This window comes from Brachybacterium sp. GPGPB12 (assembly GCF_038396325.1).
Taxonomy (GTDB): domain Bacteria; phylum Actinomycetota; class Actinomycetes; order Actinomycetales; family Dermabacteraceae; genus Brachybacterium; species Brachybacterium conglomeratum.
Map to the genome: position 1 here is coordinate 1,758,784 of NZ_CP149573.1, position 19,550 is coordinate 1,778,333.

General features: G+C 73.0%; 25 protein-coding genes and 2 pseudogenes. 10 read left to right on the top strand and 17 right to left on the bottom strand.

Annotation, left to right across the window (positions count from 1 at the left end; genetic code table 11):
* Positions 1-17 precede the first annotated feature (17 nt).
* The 4 genes and pseudogenes from WKH84_RS10245 to WKH84_RS10260 all read right to left on the bottom strand — a co-directional run.
* Positions 18-128 (bottom strand): annotated as a pseudogene (locus WKH84_RS10245) (hypothetical protein); the annotation flags it as partial.
* Positions 128-544 carry a DUF3375 family protein gene (locus WKH84_RS10250; protein WP_341856547.1) on the bottom strand — a complete coding sequence of 139 codons (417 nt, stop codon included), beginning with the start codon at positions 542-544 and terminating at the stop codon, positions 128-130. The pseudogene WKH84_RS10245 and the gene WKH84_RS10250, both read right to left, overlap by 1 nt.
* Positions 545-887: 343 nt before the next feature.
* Positions 888-1,280 carry a type II toxin-antitoxin system VapC family toxin gene (locus tag WKH84_RS10255; RefSeq protein ID WP_341856548.1) on the bottom strand — a complete coding sequence of 131 codons (393 nt, stop codon included), beginning with the start codon at positions 1,278-1,280 and terminating at the stop codon, positions 888-890.
* On the bottom strand, positions 1,277-1,534 hold the full coding sequence (locus WKH84_RS10260; protein ID WP_341856549.1) for a type II toxin-antitoxin system prevent-host-death family antitoxin: 258 nt from the start codon (positions 1,532-1,534) through the stop codon (positions 1,277-1,279). Before WKH84_RS10260 ends, WKH84_RS10255 begins: the two co-directional genes overlap by 4 nt.
* A gap of 344 nt (positions 1,535-1,878) precedes the next feature.
* Here WKH84_RS10260 and WKH84_RS10265 point away from each other — a divergent pair, with 344 nt between their 5' ends.
* The 5 genes from WKH84_RS10265 (at position 1,879) to WKH84_RS10285 (ending at position 5,968) form a co-directional block, all read left to right on the top strand.
* Positions 1,879-3,540: a glycoside hydrolase family 2 TIM barrel-domain containing protein gene (locus WKH84_RS10265; RefSeq protein ID WP_341856550.1), complete on the top strand. Its 1,662-nt coding sequence runs from the start codon at positions 1,879-1,881 to the stop codon at positions 3,538-3,540.
* On the top strand, positions 3,468-3,914 hold the full coding sequence (locus WKH84_RS10270; RefSeq protein ID WP_341856551.1) for a glycoside hydrolase family 2 TIM barrel-domain containing protein: 447 nt from the start codon (positions 3,468-3,470) through the stop codon (positions 3,912-3,914). Before WKH84_RS10265 ends, WKH84_RS10270 begins: the two co-directional genes overlap by 73 nt.
* Positions 3,808-4,923, top strand: coding sequence for a beta-galactosidase domain 4-containing protein (locus WKH84_RS10275; protein WP_341856552.1), 1,116 nt, complete (start codon positions 3,808-3,810; stop codon positions 4,921-4,923). Before WKH84_RS10270 ends, WKH84_RS10275 begins: the two co-directional genes overlap by 107 nt.
* Positions 4,924-5,172: 249 nt before the next feature.
* On the top strand, positions 5,173-5,334 hold the full coding sequence (locus WKH84_RS10280) for a hypothetical protein (RefSeq protein WP_341856553.1): 162 nt from the start codon (positions 5,173-5,175) through the stop codon (positions 5,332-5,334).
* Between the two features lie 184 nt (positions 5,335-5,518).
* Positions 5,519-5,968 (top strand): hypothetical protein, encoded by a 450-nt coding sequence (locus tag WKH84_RS10285; protein ID WP_341856554.1) that lies wholly within the window; start codon positions 5,519-5,521, stop codon positions 5,966-5,968.
* An 80-nt stretch (positions 5,969-6,048) separates the two neighbouring features.
* Here the strand turns inward: WKH84_RS10285 and WKH84_RS10290 are convergent, their stop codons facing one another.
* From WKH84_RS10290 to WKH84_RS10305, 4 genes and pseudogenes are all read right to left on the bottom strand, one after another.
* The gene (locus WKH84_RS10290; RefSeq protein WP_341856555.1) at positions 6,049-6,180 is read right to left on the bottom strand and encodes a hypothetical protein; all 132 of its coding nucleotides are present in this window, start codon (positions 6,178-6,180) and stop codon (positions 6,049-6,051) included.
* Positions 6,177-7,637 carry a hypothetical protein gene (locus tag WKH84_RS10295; protein WP_341856556.1) on the bottom strand — a complete coding sequence of 487 codons (1,461 nt, stop codon included), beginning with the start codon at positions 7,635-7,637 and terminating at the stop codon, positions 6,177-6,179. The genes WKH84_RS10290 and WKH84_RS10295 overlap by 4 nt, the downstream gene beginning before the upstream one ends.
* Positions 7,634-8,858 (bottom strand): annotated as a pseudogene (tgt, locus tag WKH84_RS10300) (tRNA guanosine(34) transglycosylase Tgt). Before tgt ends, WKH84_RS10295 begins: the two are co-directional and overlap by 4 nt.
* A gap of 229 nt (positions 8,859-9,087) precedes the next feature.
* Positions 9,088-9,282, bottom strand: a complete 195-nt coding sequence (locus tag WKH84_RS10305; protein WP_341856557.1) for a hypothetical protein — start codon at positions 9,280-9,282, stop codon at positions 9,088-9,090.
* Positions 9,283-9,307: 25 nt separating this feature from the next.
* Between WKH84_RS10305 and WKH84_RS10310 the strand changes: the two genes are divergently transcribed.
* From WKH84_RS10310 to WKH84_RS10320, 3 genes are all read left to right on the top strand, one after another.
* Positions 9,308-10,432 (top strand): DUF6541 family protein, encoded by a 1,125-nt coding sequence (locus WKH84_RS10310; protein WP_341856845.1) that lies wholly within the window; start codon positions 9,308-9,310, stop codon positions 10,430-10,432.
* Positions 10,414-10,605, top strand: coding sequence for a hypothetical protein (locus WKH84_RS10315; RefSeq protein WP_341856558.1), 192 nt, complete (start codon positions 10,414-10,416; stop codon positions 10,603-10,605). Before WKH84_RS10310 ends, WKH84_RS10315 begins: the two co-directional genes overlap by 19 nt.
* A gap of 72 nt (positions 10,606-10,677) precedes the next feature.
* Entirely contained in the window at positions 10,678-11,223 is a 546-nt protein-coding gene (locus WKH84_RS10320; protein ID WP_341856559.1) for a DUF6541 family protein, read from the top strand.
* 39 nt (positions 11,224-11,262) lie between these two features.
* Here WKH84_RS10320 and WKH84_RS10325 read toward each other — a convergent pair whose 3' ends face one another.
* The 9 genes from WKH84_RS10325 to WKH84_RS10365 all read right to left on the bottom strand — a co-directional run bounded on the left by WKH84_RS10325 (position 11,263) and on the right by WKH84_RS10365 (position 17,870).
* Positions 11,263-11,898, bottom strand: coding sequence for a hypothetical protein (locus tag WKH84_RS10325; protein WP_341856560.1), 636 nt, complete (start codon positions 11,896-11,898; stop codon positions 11,263-11,265).
* Positions 11,898-12,392, bottom strand: a complete 495-nt coding sequence (locus WKH84_RS10330; RefSeq protein WP_341856561.1) for a glycosyltransferase family 2 protein — start codon at positions 12,390-12,392, stop codon at positions 11,898-11,900. The genes WKH84_RS10325 and WKH84_RS10330 overlap by 1 nt, the downstream gene beginning before the upstream one ends.
* A 240-nt stretch (positions 12,393-12,632) precedes the next feature.
* The gene (locus WKH84_RS10335; protein ID WP_341856562.1) at positions 12,633-13,532 is read right to left on the bottom strand and encodes a hypothetical protein; all 900 of its coding nucleotides are present in this window, start codon (positions 13,530-13,532) and stop codon (positions 12,633-12,635) included.
* Positions 13,533-13,757: 225 nt separating this feature from the next.
* The gene (locus WKH84_RS10340) at positions 13,758-14,030 is read right to left on the bottom strand and encodes a hypothetical protein (RefSeq protein WP_341856563.1); all 273 of its coding nucleotides are present in this window, start codon (positions 14,028-14,030) and stop codon (positions 13,758-13,760) included.
* Positions 14,027-14,314, bottom strand: a complete 288-nt coding sequence (locus WKH84_RS10345; RefSeq protein ID WP_341856564.1) for a hypothetical protein — start codon at positions 14,312-14,314, stop codon at positions 14,027-14,029. Before WKH84_RS10345 ends, WKH84_RS10340 begins: the two co-directional genes overlap by 4 nt.
* A gap of 338 nt (positions 14,315-14,652) precedes the next feature.
* Positions 14,653-15,789: a polysaccharide pyruvyl transferase family protein gene (locus WKH84_RS10350; RefSeq protein WP_341856565.1), complete on the bottom strand. Its 1,137-nt coding sequence runs from the start codon at positions 15,787-15,789 to the stop codon at positions 14,653-14,655.
* Entirely contained in the window at positions 15,786-16,790 is a 1,005-nt protein-coding gene (locus WKH84_RS10355) for a lysylphosphatidylglycerol synthase domain-containing protein (protein ID WP_341856566.1), read from the bottom strand. Before WKH84_RS10355 ends, WKH84_RS10350 begins: the two co-directional genes overlap by 4 nt.
* Before the next feature lie 93 nt (positions 16,791-16,883).
* Positions 16,884-17,225, bottom strand: coding sequence for a nitroreductase family protein (locus tag WKH84_RS10360; protein ID WP_341856567.1), 342 nt, complete (start codon positions 17,223-17,225; stop codon positions 16,884-16,886).
* 240 nt (positions 17,226-17,465) lie between these two features.
* A complete protein-coding gene (locus WKH84_RS10365) occupies positions 17,466-17,870 on the bottom strand; it encodes a hypothetical protein (RefSeq protein ID WP_341856568.1) in 405 nt (134 codons plus the stop codon).
* A gap of 200 nt (positions 17,871-18,070) precedes the next feature.
* Here WKH84_RS10365 and WKH84_RS10370 point away from each other — a divergent pair, with 200 nt between their 5' ends.
* Positions 18,071-18,766, top strand: coding sequence for a hypothetical protein (locus WKH84_RS10370; protein ID WP_341856569.1), 696 nt, complete (start codon positions 18,071-18,073; stop codon positions 18,764-18,766).
* Positions 18,676-19,530 (top strand): hypothetical protein, encoded by an 855-nt coding sequence (locus tag WKH84_RS10375; RefSeq protein ID WP_341856570.1) that lies wholly within the window; start codon positions 18,676-18,678, stop codon positions 19,528-19,530. Before WKH84_RS10370 ends, WKH84_RS10375 begins: the two co-directional genes overlap by 91 nt.
* Positions 19,531-19,550 lie beyond the last annotated feature (20 nt).

The following is a 19,550-nucleotide window of genomic DNA, read 5'->3' on the forward strand; positions in this document are numbered from 1 at the left end:
TGCTCGCGCAGGTGCAGGTCCACGGCGCGCAGGTCCTCGCGGTACTGGAGGAAGTCGCCGGAGAGCTCGGCGGCGATCTGCAGGATGTCGCGCGACCGATCCACCGACGCCTCGGCGCTCGGGAGCATCAGCTCCCCCTCGGCGAGCTCGCGGATCTCCTGCTCGATCCGCTCGCGGCGGCGGCGCGCAGATCGGCGAGCCGCACGTCGCGGTCCGTCTCCGTCTCCTGGGCGAGGCGGTCGAACTGCTGGATGACCAGCCGCAGGCGCGACTGTGTCGTCGTCGGCCGGTGCTCCTCGAGCGAGGCGATGAACTGGATCGCGTCGATCGTGGCGGGGCTCGGCTCGAAGGTCGTCTCGGTGCGCTGGGGGTCGTCGCGCCGGGTCAGGTAGCCCTCGCGCACCCAGCCGTCGACGTACTCGGCGGCGCTGCGACCGCCGCGCGCCTCGTCCCCGGCGCCGTCGGCCGAGGCGGCCCCGTCCGCCGCGGAGGCCCCGTCGGCCGGGCCCTCGTCGTCGTGCAGCAGCGAGAAGTGCGCGCCCACGCGGGCGATGAGCTCGCTCGCGCGGCGACCGACGGTCGCCGGCGGGGAAGGTGGCCTGGAGGATCGCGAGCACCGCCGGGGCCTTCGTCGCGGCGAGCAGGCGCCAGGTGCTGGCCCGGCGCAGGCTGCTCGTAGGCCTCCTTGCGCGCGGACACGGCGTCGCTGCGGCGGTCGGTCCACCGGTTCGGCTCGGTCGTGGTCACGGTCAGCGAGTCTAGCGGTCCGCTCCCCACCCCTCGCCGAGGCTCGCCTCTGGCCCGTGAACCGGTCCCGGCGAAGGAGGGTCGAGATCCACCGCTCGCCGGCGTCCGGGCAGGGGCAGGCCGATGCCGTCCGGGCAGGGTCAGGCCGGGCTGAGAGCGCGGAGCCCCTCACCCGCCGCCGCGTCGGCGAGCTCGGCGTCGAAGGTCACCAGGACGTCGGCGTCCACCGCGAGGGCCGTGGCGAGGTGGATGGCGTCCGCACTGCGCAGGCGGTGGGAGCCCCTCGCCGCCGCCAGCAGATGGGCACGGTCGATGTCGATGAGCCCGACGGCTCCGAGCAGCAGGTCGATGGTCTCCGGCGCCGCGAGGCCGCGCCGCGACGCCGCGCAGTGCATCTCGGTGTGCGGCAGGAAGGAGGAGACGAGCTCGTCCCCGGCAAGTCGCCAGCCGGTGAAGGCCTCCCGCATCGCCTGCATGCCGGGCTCGTCGATCAGGATCTTCAGCATCGCGGAGGTGTCCAGGTAGACGATCACCGTTCACCGCGAAGATCGTCGAGGACCTCACGGCTGGTGAGATTGTGGGCGACCGGCGGCGCATCCAGATCGACCGCCGTCGTCCCGGTGATCCGGCCGCTCTCGCGAAGGAGGTCCAGGGGCGAGGCGGTGTACGGGACGAGCCGAGCGACCGTCCGTCCGTGATTCGTGATCTCGAAGGTCTCCCCCGCCTCGACGCGGCGGAGGATCTCGGTGCTGTTGTTGCGCGGCTCCCGATGCGGGATGGTGCTCATGGTCCCTCCTTCGACGAGGCCCGACGGACCGATGCGGCTCGGCACCCTCGGTGTAGCAGAGCGTAGCAATGCTCGCCCGCTCGGCGACAGCCTCCGACTCAGCACTCCGACGCGCCACACCCGCAGAGTGCCCGCGGCGGGCCGACACACCACAGTCACACTCACCGACTGAAACGGCCCGCCTGATACCGGCTGAAACCTGCCTCTCGGTGTCGTCCTGCCCCAGGCCCGGGCCGGCGGGCGGGCTCGGCCGTGCAGTCCGGCAGGTGGCGTGGGTACACTCGACCGTGAACGTTCACGACACCGTCTCGTGACCGCCCCGCCGACCCAGGAGAGACTCACCGATGAGCACCCCCGCCCCCGAGAACACGGGCACCCCGCAGGACGCCGCCCTCCCGCCCGCCGACCGCACCGACCGCTGGTGGGAGGACCTCGCCGGGGGCCGGAACCGCCTCCGCGGCCGCGCGCACCTGCACTCCGACGCCCCCGCACTGAACCTCGACGGGACCTGGGACTTCCGCTACGGCACCCGCGCCGACGGCACCGACCTCGGCGAGCCCGGCGAGATCGCCGTGCCGGGGCTGTGGCGGCTGCAGGGCCACGGCGCCCCGCAGTACACCAACGTCGTCTACCCCATCCCGATGGACGTCCCCCATGTCCCGGACGAGAACCCGACCGGCCACTACTCCCGCACCGTCGCCGTCCCCGCCGACTGGACCGACTCCCTCGCCTCCGGCGCGAAGGTCTCGCTGCGCTTCCAGGGCGTGGACTCCGCGGCGAAGGTCTGGATCGACGGCACCGAGATCGGCGTGACCTCCGGCTCGCGCCTGACCCAGGAGTTCGACGTCACCGACTCCCTCTCGGCACCGGGCGAGCACCGCCTGGACGTGCGGGTCGTGCAGTGGTCGGCGAACACCTACGTCGAGGACCAGGACATGTGGTGGGCCTCCGGCATCTTCCGCTCCGTCGACCTGCTGCTACGCCCCGCCGGCGGGATCCACGACCTCGCGACCCACGCGGACTTCGACCCCGCGACCGGCCGCGGCACCCTCACCGCCACCGCCTACGACGCGGACGGCGGAATCGTCCCCGCGACGGTGCGGATCCCGGAGCTCGGGATCGAGGCCACGGCCGACGGGACCGAGATCGCCGCCGGCGAGGTCTCCCCCTGGAGCGCCGAGTCGCCGCGGCTGTACGAGGCGAGCGTCTCCACCGACGCCGGCACCGAGACGGTGACGCTGAAGCTCGGCTTCCGTCGCGTGGAGGTGGACGGGGAGATCTTCCGCGTCAACGGCGAGCGGATCGTGTTCCGCGGCGTGAACCGTCACGAGGCGGATCCGGTCGTCGGCCGCACCCAGCACCTGGAGAACCAGGACCTGGACGTCGCGCTGATGAAGCGGCAAGACAACCTCAACGCCGTGCGCACCTCCCACTACCCGCCCCATCAGCGCTTCCTCGAGGTGTGCGACGAGGCGGGGATGTACGTGATCTGCGAGGGCGACTTCGAGACGCACGGCTTCCACGTCGACTCCACCTGGGGCGAGGACGGCACCGGCGCGGCCGAGCGCCCGGCGGCGGACGACCGCTTCCGCCCGATGCTGTGCGAGCGGTCCGAGCGCTTCGTGCCGCGGGACCGCAACCACGCCTCGATCGTCATGTGGTCGATCGGGAACGAGGCCTCCACCGGTCCGGTCACCGAGGCGATGATCGAGACGGTCCGCGCCACGGACCCGACCCGCCCGGTCATCTACGAGCAGGACTACCGCGCCGAGACCGTGGACGTCTTCTCGCTGATGTACCCCACGCATGACGAGACCGAGCAGATCGGCCATCGCGCGCTGACCGAGGAGTACCGCGAGAAGCTGATCGGGATGCCTCGCACCACCTGGGCGTGGACCCGGGCGAGGCGGGCTTCGGCTCCGACGAGTCGCCGATGCCGGCGCTGTCGAAGCCCTTCCTGTGGATCGAGTACGCGCATGCGATGGGCAACGGCGCCGGCGCGCTGAAGGAGTACATGGACCTCGTCCACCGCTACCCGGCGCTCCACGGCGGCTTCATCTGGGAGTGGATCGACCACGGCCTGCTCACCACCGACGCCGAGGGCAACGAGATCTACGGCTACGGCGGCGACTTCGGCGAGCGCCTGCACGACGGGAACTTCGTCGCCGACGGACTCCTCTTCGCCCGATCGCACCCCGTCGCCGGCGCCGCTGGATGCGAAGCACCACTACTCCCCCGTCGGTCTCGAGGTCGGCGCCGGATCGGCGAGCATCGTGAACCGCTACGCCTTCTCGGACCTCTCCCACCTGCGCGCCGAGGTCTCCACCGACCTGCAGGCCAGCTGGCAGGAGATCGAGCCGCCGGCCCTCGCCCCGGGTGAGAGCACCGAGCTGGCGTCGCCGGAGGGCGAGCACGCCGCGGTGACGGTGCGCCTCACCACCCGGGAGGCCGACGGGCCGGTCCCGGCCGGGCACGAGATCGTCGCGGCCTCGCACGTGGACGCGGAGCGTCTGGCCGCCTCGGTCACCGCGGCCCCCGCCGCGGCGATCGCGCCCCAGCAGGCGGCCGACTGCACCTGGCAGGTGGGGCCCGCGCGCCTGGACGACCTGGGCCGGCTCGTCGGCCTCGGCGAGCTCGCCCTCGAGCATGCGGGGGCGGACCTGTACCGCGCCCCGGTGGACAACGAGCGGGCCCGCACCCGCTACCCGCTCGAGGCACGGTGGAAGCGGATCGGGCTGGACGTCGCCCGACGCCGCCTGGTCGGGATCGAGGCGAGCGGCGAGCGGCTCGTGGTCCGCTCCCGGATCGGCCTGGACGGCAACGCCCTGCACGCCGACGTCACCGAGACCTGGCGCGCCGACGCGGACGGGGTCGAGCTCGCGGTGACGGTCACCCCGTCGGCGCTGTGGCCCGAGGACCTGCCGCCGCCGCGGATCGGCTGGAGCTTCGCACTGCCGGCGGCGCCCGGCGAGGTGGAATACGAGGGCTTCGGCCCGCACGAGATGTACCCGGACACCGGCGGCGGCACCACCTTCGCGCGCCGCACCGCGAGCGTCGAGGAGCCGCAGGTCCCGTACGTGTTCCCGCAGGAGAACGGCAACCGTGCGGGCGTGGTGCGGGCCGTGCTGAGCGGCGGGGAGGCGGGCAGCGGCCTCGAGCTCACCGCACCGGAGGGTCTCGGCCTCGCGGTGCGGCCCTGGTCCACCGCGGAGCTCGACGCCCGCGCCCACGACGGGGCGGCGCGTCCCGACGGACGCACCTGGGTGACCCTCTCGGCGGCGCCGCACGGCGTGGGCTCGGCGGCCTGCGGCCCGGAGCCGTCGCCCCAGCACGTGCTGACCGCACGAGAGGAGAGCTTCCGGATCCGCTTCGCGCCTGCCGGGCGCTGAGCCTCGCTCGGGCCGGCGCCCTCCTCGCCCTCCGCGGGGAGGCCGCCGGCCCAGCCACGTCCCGGCCCCAGCCCCGGGTCCCGCCCGGGCACCGGTTCCTACCACCTGCTCCGGGTGAAGGTCCCCGATCGCAACCCGCTCGTCACCTCCGGGGCGCCTGAGCCGAAGTGCGGCCCGCTACGCTGGAGCGGGTGCCGCCGCGGCGCCACGACGCAATAGCCCCGCCATACGGGGCAATGAGGGAGAAGCATGACTCAGGGGTACGGGCCGCAGAACGGCCAGAACGGCCAGTGGGGCGCCGACGGCGATCAGGGACAGTGGGGGCAGAACTCCCCGCAGGGGCAGCGAGCCGGCTCCGCAGTCGCAGTGGGGGCGACCCTCTCCCGCGCCAGCCGCCCCGCAGTGGGGTGAGCAGTCGGCGGGCCAGGCCTCGCCCGCCCCGCAGCAGTGGAGCCAGGCCTCGCCGCCGCCCGCCCCGGGCGGGTACCCGGGCACCAGCGGCTACCCCGGCACGGCCGGGGCCGCGTCGACGTCACCCGTCGCCGGGAAGGGCGCGCTGGCCAAGAAGCTCGGAATCGCCCTGCTGGTCCTGTCGGTGCTCGCCGTGATCGCTCGACTGGCGACGCCGATCTTCATGTTCATGATGGCGGCCAACGGCAACCCGGCGGACATGGAGGAGATCTCCGTGGGCATGGGCCTCGGGAGCATCGGCACGCTCCTGGCATGGATCGCGAACCTGATCTTCTCGATCGGGCTCCTGGTCGTCTCGATCATCGCCGCGATCCAGTTCAGCGGTCGTGGACGCACCGGCGCGATCATCGTGGGGGCGACCGTGATCGTCTCGGTGATCCTGTACTGGATCGTCAGCTTCATCGCCGGATTCCTCGGTGGTGCCATCGCGGGCGATGCCTACGACATGGGCACGATCTACACCGTCGGCGGCATCGCCGAGCTCCTGCGCGTGATCGTGGTCGCCGCGGCGCCGCTGGTCGGCTCGTACATGGTCATGGCCTGGGGTCGGAAGAACGAGGGCGCCAAGGCCTGAGGGTCGACCCCTCTCCGGGACGGGCCCGGTCTCCGCACGCGCGGGGACCGGGCCCGTCGCCGTCCGCAGCGGCGGCCCGATCAGCCCCCGAGCGCGACGGTCCCCTCGTCGGTGCTGACCAGGGCGCGGCCGCCGCTGAGGGGCCGCCAGGCGGTGATCTCCTCGTCGAGGACGAGCTCCTCGCTCACCTCGCCGTCCTCGGCGGTGATCACGCGCGCCGCCGCGCGCCGCGGGGGTCCAGGGACTCCTCCCGCACGGTCTCGTCGACCACGACGGCGGTGCCCGCGGCGAGGCTCCCGCGCACCTCCGCCTCGGGGTCCTCGAGCGGGAGGGTCCAGCTGTTCGTCCCGGTCGCGGTGTCGTAGGCGAGCGGCTGACCGGCCTCGTTGGTCAGCACCATCCGGGTCCCGTCGATGCCGATGCGGGCGGTGAACGCCTCGGCCTGCGCCACGCCGTCGCCGCCCGGCGCGATCCAGTACGCGCCGTGCTCGGAGGCGAGGATCTCGCCCTCGGTCGTGGTCCCGGCCTCGGTGCCGGAGGCGAGGACGCGACCCGCCTCGAGCCGCACCGTCCAGTCCCCGGCCGGGGAGGGCGCGGACTCCCACAACGGTGCGCCGTCACGGAACGCGGCGGCGGTCAGTGCACCGTCCTCCCCCGGGCAGACGGTGAGCACGAGCGGCCCCTGCTCCTGGACGGACTGCGGGTCGGGCGGGGCGGGGGTCGCCGCGATGCGGCAGTCGGCGTCGGCGGGGGCGAGGACCCGGCCGACGGGGAACCCGGTGGCGGCATCGATCTGCAGCCAGCCCTGGGCGGGGTCGAAGCGCGGCGGCACCGACGGCGACACCCCGGTCGCGGCGACGGCGTCGAGCAGGCCGGGCGCGGCCTCGGCCCGGGCGGGGAGCGCAAGGCCCGCCTGGTCGGGTCCGCGGGTCTCCTCGGCGTCCATCACGGTCCACAGCGGCTCGTCCGGGGCGGTGAGGTCCACGCCCCGCACCCGGCAGACGCCGTCCTCGCAGGCGCGCAGGACGAGCGTGTCGCCGGAGAGGGCGAGCGGTCGCCCGGGCGGCTCGACGGGCGCAGCGCCCCCGTCCGGCGCATCGGATCCGTCGCCGGCGGCGTCGCTCCCGCCGCCGAGCTCATGCACCCGGGTGACCTCCCCCGTCACCTGGACGAGGCGGGTCCCGTCTGAGGAGAGGGCGAGCACGTCATCGGGTGCGGCCTCGACCTCACTCGCTTCGGCTCCGGCACCGACGAGCTGGGCGGTGCCGTCGGCGCGGCGCACCAGCACGGGCCCCTGCCCGTTCGGGGCGGAGGCGACCTTGTCCCCTTCGCCGAGCGGTGCGATCTCCGCGGCGGCGGCGCTCTCGAGCGAGCCCACGCGGGAGGCGTGCACGGCGGGGACGGTGAGCGCGAGCGCGACGACGAGTGCGAGGGCGCCTGCGAGCAGACGTCGCGTGCGGCGTCGCAGGCGCCTGCCGAGCAGGGCGAGAAGCAAGACTCCGAGCCCGGTGCCCGCGAGCACCCCGACGCGAGGCGCGCGCGCCCCGAGCAGGAAGTGGTCGCCGAGCAGGGCGCAGATCCCGGCGAGCGCCAGCGACACCACTGCCAGGCCCAGCGCCGTCGCCGCGTCCGTCGGGTGCTCGTCGGCCGGTGCCTGGTCCTCGCTCACCGCGGCTCGCCGTAGTAGGCGCCGGTGGTCTCCTCCCGCAGGGCGTCGAAGGTCCCGTCCTGGAGGGAGGCGCGGATCCGGTCCACCAGCCGCACCACGAAGCGCTCGTTGTGGATCGTGCACAGGGTCGAGGAGAGCATCTCCTTGGCCCGGAAGAGGTGGTGGACGTAGGCGGCGGTGTAGTGGGTGCAGGTGTAGCAGTCGCAGGTCTCGTCGATCGGCGCGAACTGGCGGCGGTAGCGGGAGCCGGTGAGGTTCACGCGGCCGGTGCGGGTGTAGACGGCGCTGTTGCGCGCCACCCGTGAGGGCGAGACGCAGTCGAAAGTGTCGGCGCCGGCGGCGATCGCGACGAAGAGGTCGTCGACCTCGCTGATGCCGAGCAGGTGGCGGGGCTTGTCCTCGGGCGACTCGTCGGTCACCCAGCCGACGATGGTGCCGAGATTCTCCTTCTCCAGCGCCCCGCCGATCCCGAAGCCGTCGAAGGACCACCCCTCGACGTCCATCGCGCCCAGGTCGCGGGCGGCCTGACGGCGCAGGTCCTCGTACTGGGCGCCCTGGATGACGCCCCACAGCCGCTGGTAGGGGCGGTGGGTGCGCTCGTGGGTGAGGCGGGCGTGCTCTTCCAGGCGCCGCGGCGCCCACAGCCTCGTGCGCTCGAGCGCCTGCTCCTGGTAGCCGCGGGAGTTCATGAGCGTGGTGAGCTCGTCGAAGGCGAACATGATGTCCGCGCCGAGGCCGTGCTGGATCTGCATGGAGATCTCGGGGGTGAAGCGGTGCTCGTCGCCGTTGATGAAGGAGCGGAAGGTGACGCCGTCGTCGTCGACGTGGGCGAGACGCTCCTTCCCCTCACGGACGGCGTCGTCCTCGCCGTTCGCGGTGCGGGCCTTCTCGCCGCCGGAGAACTCGGAGGAGAGCACCTTCTGGAAGCCGGCCCCCAGGCTCATCACCTGGAAGCCGCCGGAGTCGGTGTAGGTGGGGCCGGGCCAGTTCATGAAGGCGCCGAGCCCGCCCGCCTCGTCCACGAGGTCGTGGCCGGGCTGGAGGTAGAGGTGATAGGCGTTCGCCAGCGGCGCCTGCGCGCCGAGCTCCGCCATCGACTCCGGCGAAGACGCTCTTCACCGTCGCCTTGGTGCCCACCGGCACGAAGGCCGGGGTCGCGATCGGTCCGTGCGGGGTGGTGATGACCCCGGCGCGGGCCTTCTCGCCGTGACGGGCGGTGATCTCGAAGCCGACGTCGGCCGGGGACGGAGGCCTCCCCGCCCCTGCGGACGGGGCCGCCGCGTCGGGCTGCGACGGGACGGAGGGCGGCGGAACGGGCTGGTCGGCACGGGAGGGGGTCACCGGGACATCGTCCCATGAGCGACGGCGACCGGACGGTCGATCTCCTGCAGGCCCGCCCCTGTCCGCCTTCTCCCGTCCATCTTCCCTGACTACAATCGGCGCGGCCCCGTCACCGGGCCGTGGTCCGGTCCCCGGCGGGCCGTGCCCGCGACCCACCAGCTCCTCCCGTCAGGAGGCCCGAGTCGGCATGCTGACCGCGCTCCACGCCCTCGCGGCGCTCGCCGCCGCCGTCGTCGTGCTCACGCTCCCGGGCCTGCCGACGGTGCTCGCGCGCGGCGTCGCGGCCGCTGACCGCGCTGGTCACCGCCGTCCCCGTCTCCCTGTTCGCGATCACCCTCGCGGCGGAGGCCGGGCACCTGCTGGGCGTGCCGTGGTCGCCGCTGTCCCCGCTCGTGCTCGGCGCGCCGCTCGGCGCCGCCCTGCCGCCGTTGCGCCGCCGACTGCCGGCGCCCGCGGCCGACGGTGCCGACGGGGTCGCCGCCGGGAAGGGGTCCGACGGGGCCGCCTCGCCGGCGGACGGCTCCCCCGTCACCGGGATCGGCGCGCTCGCCGCCACGCGCCGAGGGCGCGCCGGAGCGCTCCTGACCGGGCTCGTGATCGGGGGCGGGGCGATCGCGATCCAGGCCCTCGGGGTGATGGGCTCCGTGCGCGCCGTCAGCCAGACCTACGACAACGTCTTCCATCTGAACGCCGTGCGGCACATCCTCCGCCTCGGCGACGCCTCTGCGGGAACCGTGGGCGGGATGACCGCCCTGCCGGGCGCGGAGCGCTTCTACCCCGCGCTGTGGCACCAGGCGGTCAGCCTCGTCGTGCGGCTCTCGAGCCAGGAGATCCCGCTGGCGAGCAACATGGTGATGCTGCTGCTGGCGGTCGTGGTGTGGCCGCTGGGGCTGATGGCCCTGGTGCGCACCTGCACGAGGTCGGGACCCGTCGGCTGGATGGCGGCGGGCGCCCTGGCCGGGATCTCCGGCGCCTTCCCCCTGTCGCTGATGGCCTTCGGGATCCTGTCGCCGTACTTCCTCAGCATGATCCTGATGCCGGTCCTGGTGATCATGCTGGTGCACCTGGCGGGCCTCGCCCCGGACTCCCCGCAAGCACCTGCGCCCCTCCCAGCTGGCGGTGCCGCTGCCCGTGGTCTGCGTCGCGGCGGCGCTCTCCCACCCCCAGGCGGTGTACGGCGGGATCGTGATCGGGCCGCCGCCGCTGGTGTGGGGATGCCTGGTCCGTCTCCACGAGCGCCGCGTCCACGGCCCGGGGCCGGCCCGGCGGGTCGCGCCGCTCCTCCTGCTCACCCTCTCCGTCGCCGCCGCGACCGTGCCGGCCTGGCTGGTGCGCGCGCCCCACGGAGGCCGCCTCGTTCTGGACGCCGACCGCCACGCCGACCGAGGCCGTCGGCCAGACGCTCTCGCTGGCCGCGGACAAGAGCCCCACCTGGGTGCCGCTGGGCGTGGTGATGCTGGCCTGCCTCCTCGCGGTGTCGCTCGGCTCCCGCACCCGCTGGGTGCTGGTCCCCTGCGCGTCGGTGATGGCGATGTCGGTGATCACCCGCGCGCACCGGAGGGGCGACTGCGCTATCTCCTCACCGGCAACTGGTACAGCGACAACTTCCGCATCGTCGCGCTCCTGACCGTCGGGGCGATCCCCGTGCTCGCTCTCGGGATCGAGGTGATCCTCCGCCGCGCCGCCCGGGTCTTCGCCCGTGCTGGGCGGGGCCGCCTCCCCGGCCGTCGCGGTCGCGGTGGTGCTCGCGCCGCTGGTCCCGAGCCTGCTCTCCCCGAGCGCCGAGGCATCCAGCCGCTACGCCGCCGCTCAGTGGCAGACGGACCTGCTGCTCTCGGCCGACGAGCGGGAGCCGCTCGAGCGCCTGCCCGAGGTGGTGCCCGAGGACGCGGTGATCGCCACCAACGCCCTCAACGGCGCTCTCCTCGCCTACGCGCTCTCGGACCGCAAGGTGCTGAACACCTCCATGTCCTTCGAGGCCGAGCCGGAGGTGCACCTGCTGAACCGGGCGCTCGACGATGCGCGGACCGAGCCCGAGGTGTGCGATGCGGTCCACGAGCACGGCATCGAGTACGCACTCGACTTCGGGCCGAAGGAGGTGGGGCCGGGCGCGGCGACCTACAAGGGGCTCAACGAGATCTCGCAGACCGGTGCCGCGGAGGTGGTGCCGCAGGTGGGCGAGGCGAAGGCGCTGCGCATGAAGCCCTGCCGGGGCACGGGCGCGGAGCGGCCGGCCACCGACTGAGAGCGGCGGGTGCCGTCGACCGCGTGCGCGCGCGGGCGGTCAGCCCTGTCGGCCGTGCGGCGTCTCGCGGCCGGCGGCCGCGGCCCACTGGTCCACGACCTCGTCGTCCGTCACCGCGGTGCCCGGGGCGTACTCGCGCGTGCCCGGCGCGTTCCCGTCGACCCAGCCGGTCGCGATCGGACCGGTTGAGGTGGGCACCGTGCCCCCGGAGCCGACGAGGGGATGGTTCGGGGTGCCGTACTGGATGAGCTTGACCCGTTCGAGCACGTCCTCCATGAGCACCCGGTTGGTGCGCGCGAGATCGGCGATGATCATCACCACGAAGGTCATGAACGAGCAGGTCAGCAGCACGAGACCGAAGAGCAGCGACTGGATGTGGCCGCCGCCCTCGCCCATCAGCGCGAAGATCAGGAAGCGGATGAAGGGAACCAGGCCCACGACGCCCGTGATGGCGGCGAGCCACAGCAAGACGGTGTGGGGCTTGAACATCAGGTAGGCGCGCACGATCGCGGAGCCCGACTTCCACATGTGCTGGAAGATGTTGTTGAACAGCCGCGACTCGCGGGTCTTGGGGTTCGTGTCGATCGGGACCGAGGCGATGCGGAGGCGCTTGTTGCCCGCCTGGATGATCGTCTCCATGCAGTAGGAGAACTGCGTGATGACGTTCAGGCGCATCAGCGAGGCCTTGGAGTAGGCGCGGAAGCCGGAGGCGGCGTCGGGCGCTCGGTCTCCGCGGCGATGTTCACGACCTGCGAGCCCACCTGCTGCATGACCTTCTTGAAGGGCGAGAAGTGGGCGATCTTCTTCGTCTGCCGGTCGGCGATGGCGATGTCCGCCTCGCCCGAGACCACGGGGGCGACGAGATCGGCGATCCGCTCCTGCTTGTACTGATTGTCGCCGTCGGTGTTCACGACGATGTCGGCGCCGTGGGCGAGGGCGTAGTCCACGCCGTCGCGGAAGGAGCGGGCGAGCCCCATGTTGCGGGCATGGCGCACGAAGTGCGTGACACCGTGCTCCTTCGCCACCTCGACGGTGCGGTCGCTCGAGCCGTCGTCGATGATCAGCACCTCGACGGAGTCGACGCCGGGCGACTCCTTGGGGATCGTGTCGAGCACCATCGGGAGCGTCTGCTCCTCGTTGAGGCAGGGGATCTGGACGAAGACCTTCATGGGGATATCACCTTGTCGTCGACGTGCCCGGACCCGGCCGGTCAACAGCCGCCGACGCCCCGGCGCGCGCGGAACCGGCCCAGTCTATCCAGCGCCCCCTAGCCCGCCCGGTAGCCGGCGTCACAGGCATGTCGTGAGACCTGCCACCGCACGAACGGGCGGGTCGGGGTGCGGGGCCGACGCGCGGGGGCCGGGATGCCGGCGAGCGAGGACCGGCGGGCCGACGGACGCGCCCGCGCGTCAGGGCACCGCCGCGGGCTCGGCGACCGGGTCCAGCAGGCCCTCGGCGGCGAGCTCGTCCTGGAGCGGTCCCGGCCTGATCCAGGCGTGATAGCCGTAGCTGTGCACGTCGGAGAGCATGCGGGCCCCGGCGGCACTGCCCTCGGGCCAGGTGTCGCAGCCCAGGGTGATCTGAGCGTCGGAGGCGTTGCGGTCCGTGGTCACTCCCATCGTGGTGGGATGGATCCAGTAGGCCAGGAAGTTCTGCACCACCGCGTCGTCGCTGCCTCCCGGGTGTGCAGGAGCGGTCGAACTCGACGGTGAGGGCGTCCCCGTGCGCGGCCTGGAGGCGGTTGATCTCGTCGGCGAGCACCGGACGCCCCCTCCAGCCGCTGGAAGTGGTCGGTGGCGCGGGTGGCGGCGAGCGTGCCCGCCGCCGTGACCACCAGCAGCGATGCGGCGAGCACGGGGGCGCCTCGGCGCCCGGTCCGGCCGATCGCCGTCAGCACGGCGAGCAGCCGCCAGCGGCGGGAGGCTCGCCATCAGCCAGAAGCGGTTGTCGTTGGTGAGGCTCGGCACCAGCCCCCAGGGCCAGGTCTCCGAGGTGGCCTCGGGCGGCGTCCAGAACCACGGCATCACCCCGGGGATGTGCGCGGGAGTGACGTACCCCCAGGTGGGGGCGTCAGGCGCGAGCCACAGCACGGTCACGCCCACCAGCGCCACCGTGAGGGCGAGTGCGACGCCCCCCACTCGGCGTCCCGCGCCGCGCGGCACCGCCGCCGCGCCCAGCGCCACCAGCGCCGCGGTGACAGGGTCGAGGTAGCGGCCGTACAGCCAGGCGTCCAGCCGACGCCAGGAGGCGAGGTACAGCTCCCCCTCGTTCGCCCACCGGCCCACCGAGAGCACGGCCACGCCCAGCAAGCATCGCGGCCAGCAGGCAGGCGGGGCCGAACGCGCGCTCCCGCCGCGACTCACGCCATACCAGCACCACCAGCACCACCAGGCCCACGGCCACCAGGCCCAGACTGCCGGCCGTCTGCTCCCAGGCCTGCCCCACGAGGGCGCGCACCATCAGCGACGGCCGGGAATCCCGCACTGTCCCCAGCACCTTCTCGCCCTGGCTGAAACCGCCGCCCAGGTACTGGTTCAGCGACCCGCCGGACCAGAACGCGAGGGAGCCCAGCGGTGCCGCGACGGCCAGACCCGCCAGCGCCGCCCGCCAGGAGCGCAGGGCGAGCGAGCAGCGACCAGATCACGCAGGCGATCAGCAAGCACCACGGCCCGGGCGTGCGTCGTGGTCAGCACCACCGCCGCGATCGCGAACACCGCCGCGCGCGGCACGGTGGGCCGCTCCCAGAGGCGCAGGGCGGCGAGCATCGTGCAGGCCAGGGCCAGGAAGAGCATCTTCTCGCTGGTCACGTAGCCGCTCTGCACGGCGCGGGCGGGCGCGCCATCACCAGGGAGGCGACGACGGTCGCCTGCGGGACGGCGAGGCCCAAGCGGGTCACGGCGCGTGCCAGCGGCCAGATCGTGGCGAGCGAGACGACCACGCCGAGCGCGATCGCGAGCCGGTAGGCGACGGCGGGACTCCCGGTGACCCACCAGATCGGCGCGAGCACCACGCTCCAGGCGGGGAAGTACCCGGCCCCGCGCGGCGGGGTGGGCATCTCGCCCCCGGAGAGGAATGTCGAGTACTGCAGCAAGCACCACTTCGTCGAAGGGGAAGGAGGGCGTCCTCGCTCCCCACGCGATCACGGTGTGGAGCACGAGCGCGAGCAAGACGCTCGCCGCCGCACCCCACTGCCAGCCGGCCCCGGGGGCGCGCGCGACCTGCGAGACCCGAAAGCGCAGGCCGCCGGCCCTGCGCGCCGCCCGCTCCCGCGGCACGGCCGGGCCGGCGGCGCCTGCGCGCCCACGGGCCCCTCGTCAGCGGCCGCGGGCCGCGCCGCGCTCCATCACCAGCTCGGCGATGAGATCGGCCTGGGCGAGCGAGCGTCGCTTCACCTCGGGCAGGTGCTGATCGAGCTTCCCCTGCACCTCGTCACGGCGTGCGGAGAGGTCCTCGAACCGGCTCCAGAGGTAGCTCGGCGTGAGCTGGTCGTGGCCGAAGGCCCATTCCTCGAGCTCGAACATCTCCAGCACCTCGCGGTACTTGTGGCTCCACCCGATCACCAGGGTCGGCACCGCCATCGCGAGCGACGAGACCATCGCGTGGAAACGGCTGGCCACGAACAGGTCGCAGCGCCCGATGAGGTGGCGCAGGCTGCTGGGAGCTCAGCTCTCGGTCCACGAACAGCACGTCCTCGCCGGGCACCAGCAGATCGTTGATCCGGGTGCACAGCGGCAGGTCGTTGTTGTGGGTCTTCTCGGTGCCGGTGCGCACGGAGTGCGGCACCAGCAAGCACCTTCTTCCCGTCCCGGCGCAGGCGCTCGATGAAAGCGATCTGCTGGCCGACGTAGTCCTCGCCGCGGGCCTCGACCTTCTTCTGCAAAGCACCACGGAGGGGCACACGCCCACCACCTCGCCGTCGGCGAAGAAGTCGAGGTCCACGCCCGCCTCGCGCAGGCCCTGCTCCTCGGTGCCGTCCATCTCCAGGGAGAAGGCGTAATCGGCGCCCGCGACGAGGTTCGTCAGGCCCAGGCCCTCGGCGAACTCGTGGGTGATGCGGCCACGGGTCACGAGGGTCTGCGCCTTGGGCAGGAAGATCTTCGAGACGACGCGGTTGATCGGGTTCTTGAAGGGGCCCACGGCCTGGGCGCACTTGAACACCGGGGTGTGCAGGTTCAGCGCCGGGAGGATCGAGGCGACGTTGTAGAGCAGGAACTTCTCGCGGCCGTCGGTGAAGGTGATGCCGCCCTGGTCCAGCAAGACGTCGCTGTCAGCGAGCGCGCGGATCGCCGGGTGGCGGCGCAGAAGGCCGCGCAGCGGGGGCAGCGACCGGTGGGCGAGCGCGAGGGAGTTGATGGTGACGCCGAGGGTCTTGGGGTCCGCGGCGACGACCTCGAGGTTCGGGTACGGGTTCTGGGCCCGGTCCTCCTCGGGGTACATGCTCAGCAACGTGAACTGGACCTCGCCGAGACGCTCGCCGAGGGTCTGCACGGCGCTCTCGAGCATGGCGGCGGCGCCCTTGTTGCCGGACAGCGCGGAACCGATGACGGTGATGCGGGGGGTGCTCATGGACGGATCTCCTGGGGGATGGTGCGTCGGACGATGAGATAGATCGCGGCGACGACGGCATCGCCGATCGTCGCCAGGAGGCGGGAGAGGAGGCTGATGACGATCGCCTCCGGAGCAGGGATGTACTGGCTGAGGACCAGCACGATGACGGCCTCGCGCACGCCGAGGCCGCTGGGCACGAGGATCGCGAGGATGCCCACGGCGCCGGCGAGCGCATAGGCGGCGGCGAAGGGCGACCAGTAGGCGGGGGTGATGTCGCTGACCGTGGCGGCGATCAGCACGAAGCCGATGCCGTTGAGGATCCGCGGCGGCGACGAACTCGAGCGCGGAGAGCGCGGCACGGCCGCTGGAGAGGAAGTACTCCGGCGGCACGGAACGCTTGAGGAGCCGGCGCAGCTGGGAGGTTCAGGATCCGGCGGAACGTGGGGGCGTGCAAGCACCAACGCGGCCGGGATCAGCACCAGCAACGGGGCCACCATGAGGGTGGCGTTCTCGCCGAGGATCCCGGGGCCGAGGCTCACCAGCAGGATCACCAGCGCCGGGACGATCGAGGCGATCTGCAGGAACACGTTCTCGTAGACGAAGCTGATCAGCACCAGGGTGCGGCTGATCCGCTTCTTGCCCGCCCACAGCACCTTGTTCGTCACCGAGCCCACCTGCCCGGGGATGTACTTCAGCACCCAGGACAGGCACTGCACCGCGACCGCTTCGCGGGCGCTGATGCTCGCGCTGGGGTCGAGCCAGCGCACGATCCGGCCCCAGGCGGAGCCGGTGACGGCGACCGCGAGGGCGAAGAAGACGATCGCGAGCGGCCACCAGGGGCTGAAGCGCAGGTGCTCGGCGCGCAACTCGGCCCAGTTGGCGGCGAGGGAGCGGGCGAAGAGGACGCCGACGAGGCCGACGACCAGGACGGTGACGATCCAGCGCGGCGCGCGCCGCCCTGCGGGGCGCCTGCGCGTCGGGGGCGCCGGGTCGTCGGCCGTGGTGGGGAGGTTCGTCATCTCAGTCGTTGTAGCGCCGGAAGGTGTCCAGGGACTTCTTCGCGGAGTACGGCACCAGGCCCTCGTCGTGCGCGTACCCGAAGGCGATCAGCATCACCACGCGGTCGCTGGTGTCGAGGGAGAGACGGCGCGCATCTTCGCCTCGAGCGGCTCGAAGTCCGGCCAGTTGATCACCGAGGAGCTCAGGCCCAGGGTCTCGAGGGCGAGGATGAACTGCATCGCGGCGAGGGAGCTGTCCACGTAGATGGCGTGGCGGTCGCGCGGGCTGAAGTAGGACTCGAGCTTGCCGACCACCACGGCGACGGCCGGCACGTTGTCGGAGTAGCCGGCGGAGCCGAAGGGGATCGCGGCGACCTCGCGGGCCAGCGCCGGATCGTCGAAGATCCGGAACTCGTAGGGGATGCGGTTGCAGGCGGTGGGCGCCTGGCGGGCCACCCGCGCGCCTTGTCGATCAGCTCCCGCTCCACGGGCTTCTGCTCGAACCAGCGCACGCGCGCGGCGCCGCTGGGCGAGCGAGGCTGCAGCGAGCCGTAGGAGATGTCGCTCACCATCTCCTTGGGGTGAGGAATCTTGCCGGTGTTCTCGGCGCCGTGCTCGACCGCCTCGAAGCGGGCGCGGGCCGCCTCCACCGTGCGATCGGTGCGCGCGCTCACGCGGAAGTACTCGGTGAGCACGTCATGCGCCCACTCCATCTCCGACTGGTCCATGCCGCCGGGCGCCTGACGCCACTGCCGGGCCGCGGTCTCGTAGAACTCGATGGTCTCCGTGATGTAGTCGCGGGCGAACACGTCGCGGCGGGGCCGCATGATGAGCCCCTTCTCGAGCCGATGCACGTTGCGGCGCGGCTCCACGTGGGTGGTGCGGGAGGTGCTCTTGTTGCGGTAGTAGTTCCGGCGCCCGCGCAAAGACCGCGGACTGCTCGCGGTTGAAGGCGAGCGGATTCACCGCGAAGAAGAGATGGGTGAGGATCCGGTTGGAGCCGAAGGACTCCAGGAATCCACGGTTCACCACCTCGTAGGTGCGGCGGATCCAGGTGATCGCCAGCAGGTCCTTGGCGATCTTCTTCAGCCGGTCGAGCACAGGGCCTCCCAGGAGTGATGGTCAGGGGGATGCGCCCTCCCCCCGCGGAGCACGGAACGGCCCCGGGCGGGAGCTCCGGGTGCCTCCACCCGGCGCCGCGCACCGGGGCCGAGTGTACCCGCGCCCCGGTCGGGGCCCGGAGGGCGTGTGGATAGACTGCCGCGAGTCCGCCGCCCCTGTCGCCTCCTGGAGGGAATGCCGTGTCCGAGGCCATTCCCGGAGCCGCCCCTCCCCGCGGCCTGCGCCCCTCGCGCGCGAACCCGCACACGGGCTCCGGCACCCACCGCCGCGCCGACGGGACCTCCGTGACGGTGCCGCGCTCCTGGTGGTGGTGGGTGGCCGCGGCGGTCGCGGTGGGCGCCTGCCTCTACCTGCACTGGGAGATCAGCCGCTCGGCGATCGCGCCCCGCACTCCATGGGACGAGATCCACCCCCTGGAGACCGCCCGCTATCTCGCCGGCGACCACGAGGTCTTGCCCCTCTCCGGCGCTGGCTACTACCCGGGCTGGGCGCTGATTCTCGCCCCGCTGTGGTGGTTCACCGATGATCCGGAGCGGCTCTACCAGCTCGCGGTGCTGATTGGGAACGTGCTGGCCGTCGCCACGATCGCCCCGTTGACCCTGCTTGCACGCCGCATGGGCCTCCCCGTCGCGCCGGCGCTCACCGTCTCCGCGCTGGCCCTCTGCCTCCCCGGCAGGACGGTGCTGGCGGACTACGCCCTCAGCGAGCAGGTGATCCTCTTCGTGCTGGCCTGGACGGTGCTGGCGATGCATGCGCTGTGGCGGCGCCCCACGGTGCGCGCACGGTGGTGTTCGTGCTCTGCGTGGCGGCCTGCTACCTCACGCACTCCCGCGAGCTGGCCCTGGTGGCCACCGCCGGGGTGTGGCTGGCGCTGATGGCGGTGCGTCACTGGCGGGTGGCGGCGGTGGGGCCGCCGCCGCTGGCCGTGACGAGCCTCGCAGTGCGGCGGTTCTCCGCCCATGTGCTCGACGCCACCCTCCTGGGCGGCGCTGGCGGCAAGGAGGGCCTGCTGGGCCAGGTCTTCGAGAACGGTTCCGTGGGCCTCTTCGCCAGGGTGTCGCTGAACCAGAGCTGGGCGCAGGCGGTGGGGACCGCGGGGCTGGCCGCGATCGGCGCCGTGGTGGTGACGGCGTGGGCGGTGCGCGAGCCGCGGCGGTGGCGGATCGGTCCCGGGGTGTTCCTGCTGGGCACGTGCCTGTCCGCGCCGCTGCTGAGCGCCGTGTGGTGGACCCGGCCGGACTTCCTCTGGGCCGGGGACGGCTACGTGCGACTGGACGTGTGGATCTACACCCGATACGTGGACCACGTCGCGACCCTGCTGGTGCTGGTGGCGCTCGTGGCGCTGGTGCGAGGGTCGCGGCGCGGCCCGCTGCTCGCGGCACTGGGACTCTTCGCCGCGGTGGCGCCGCCGGTGGTGCTGTGGGTCGCGAAGGACGTCGCCCTGTGGGGCGCGCTCGACGGCCCCGGCAACTCCTCGGCGCTCGCTGAGCTGGGTCTCGATGTTTCCCACCGAGCCGTTCCCGCTCCCCCAGCGACCCACCGCCGGCAACGAGAACAGGTTCTGGGTGTGGGCCTCGCTGTTCGGGGCGGCCGCGCCGCTGGCCGCCCTGCTCGCTGCGCCGTGCCCCGCGCGTGCTGATCGCCCTGCTCGCTCGCCAC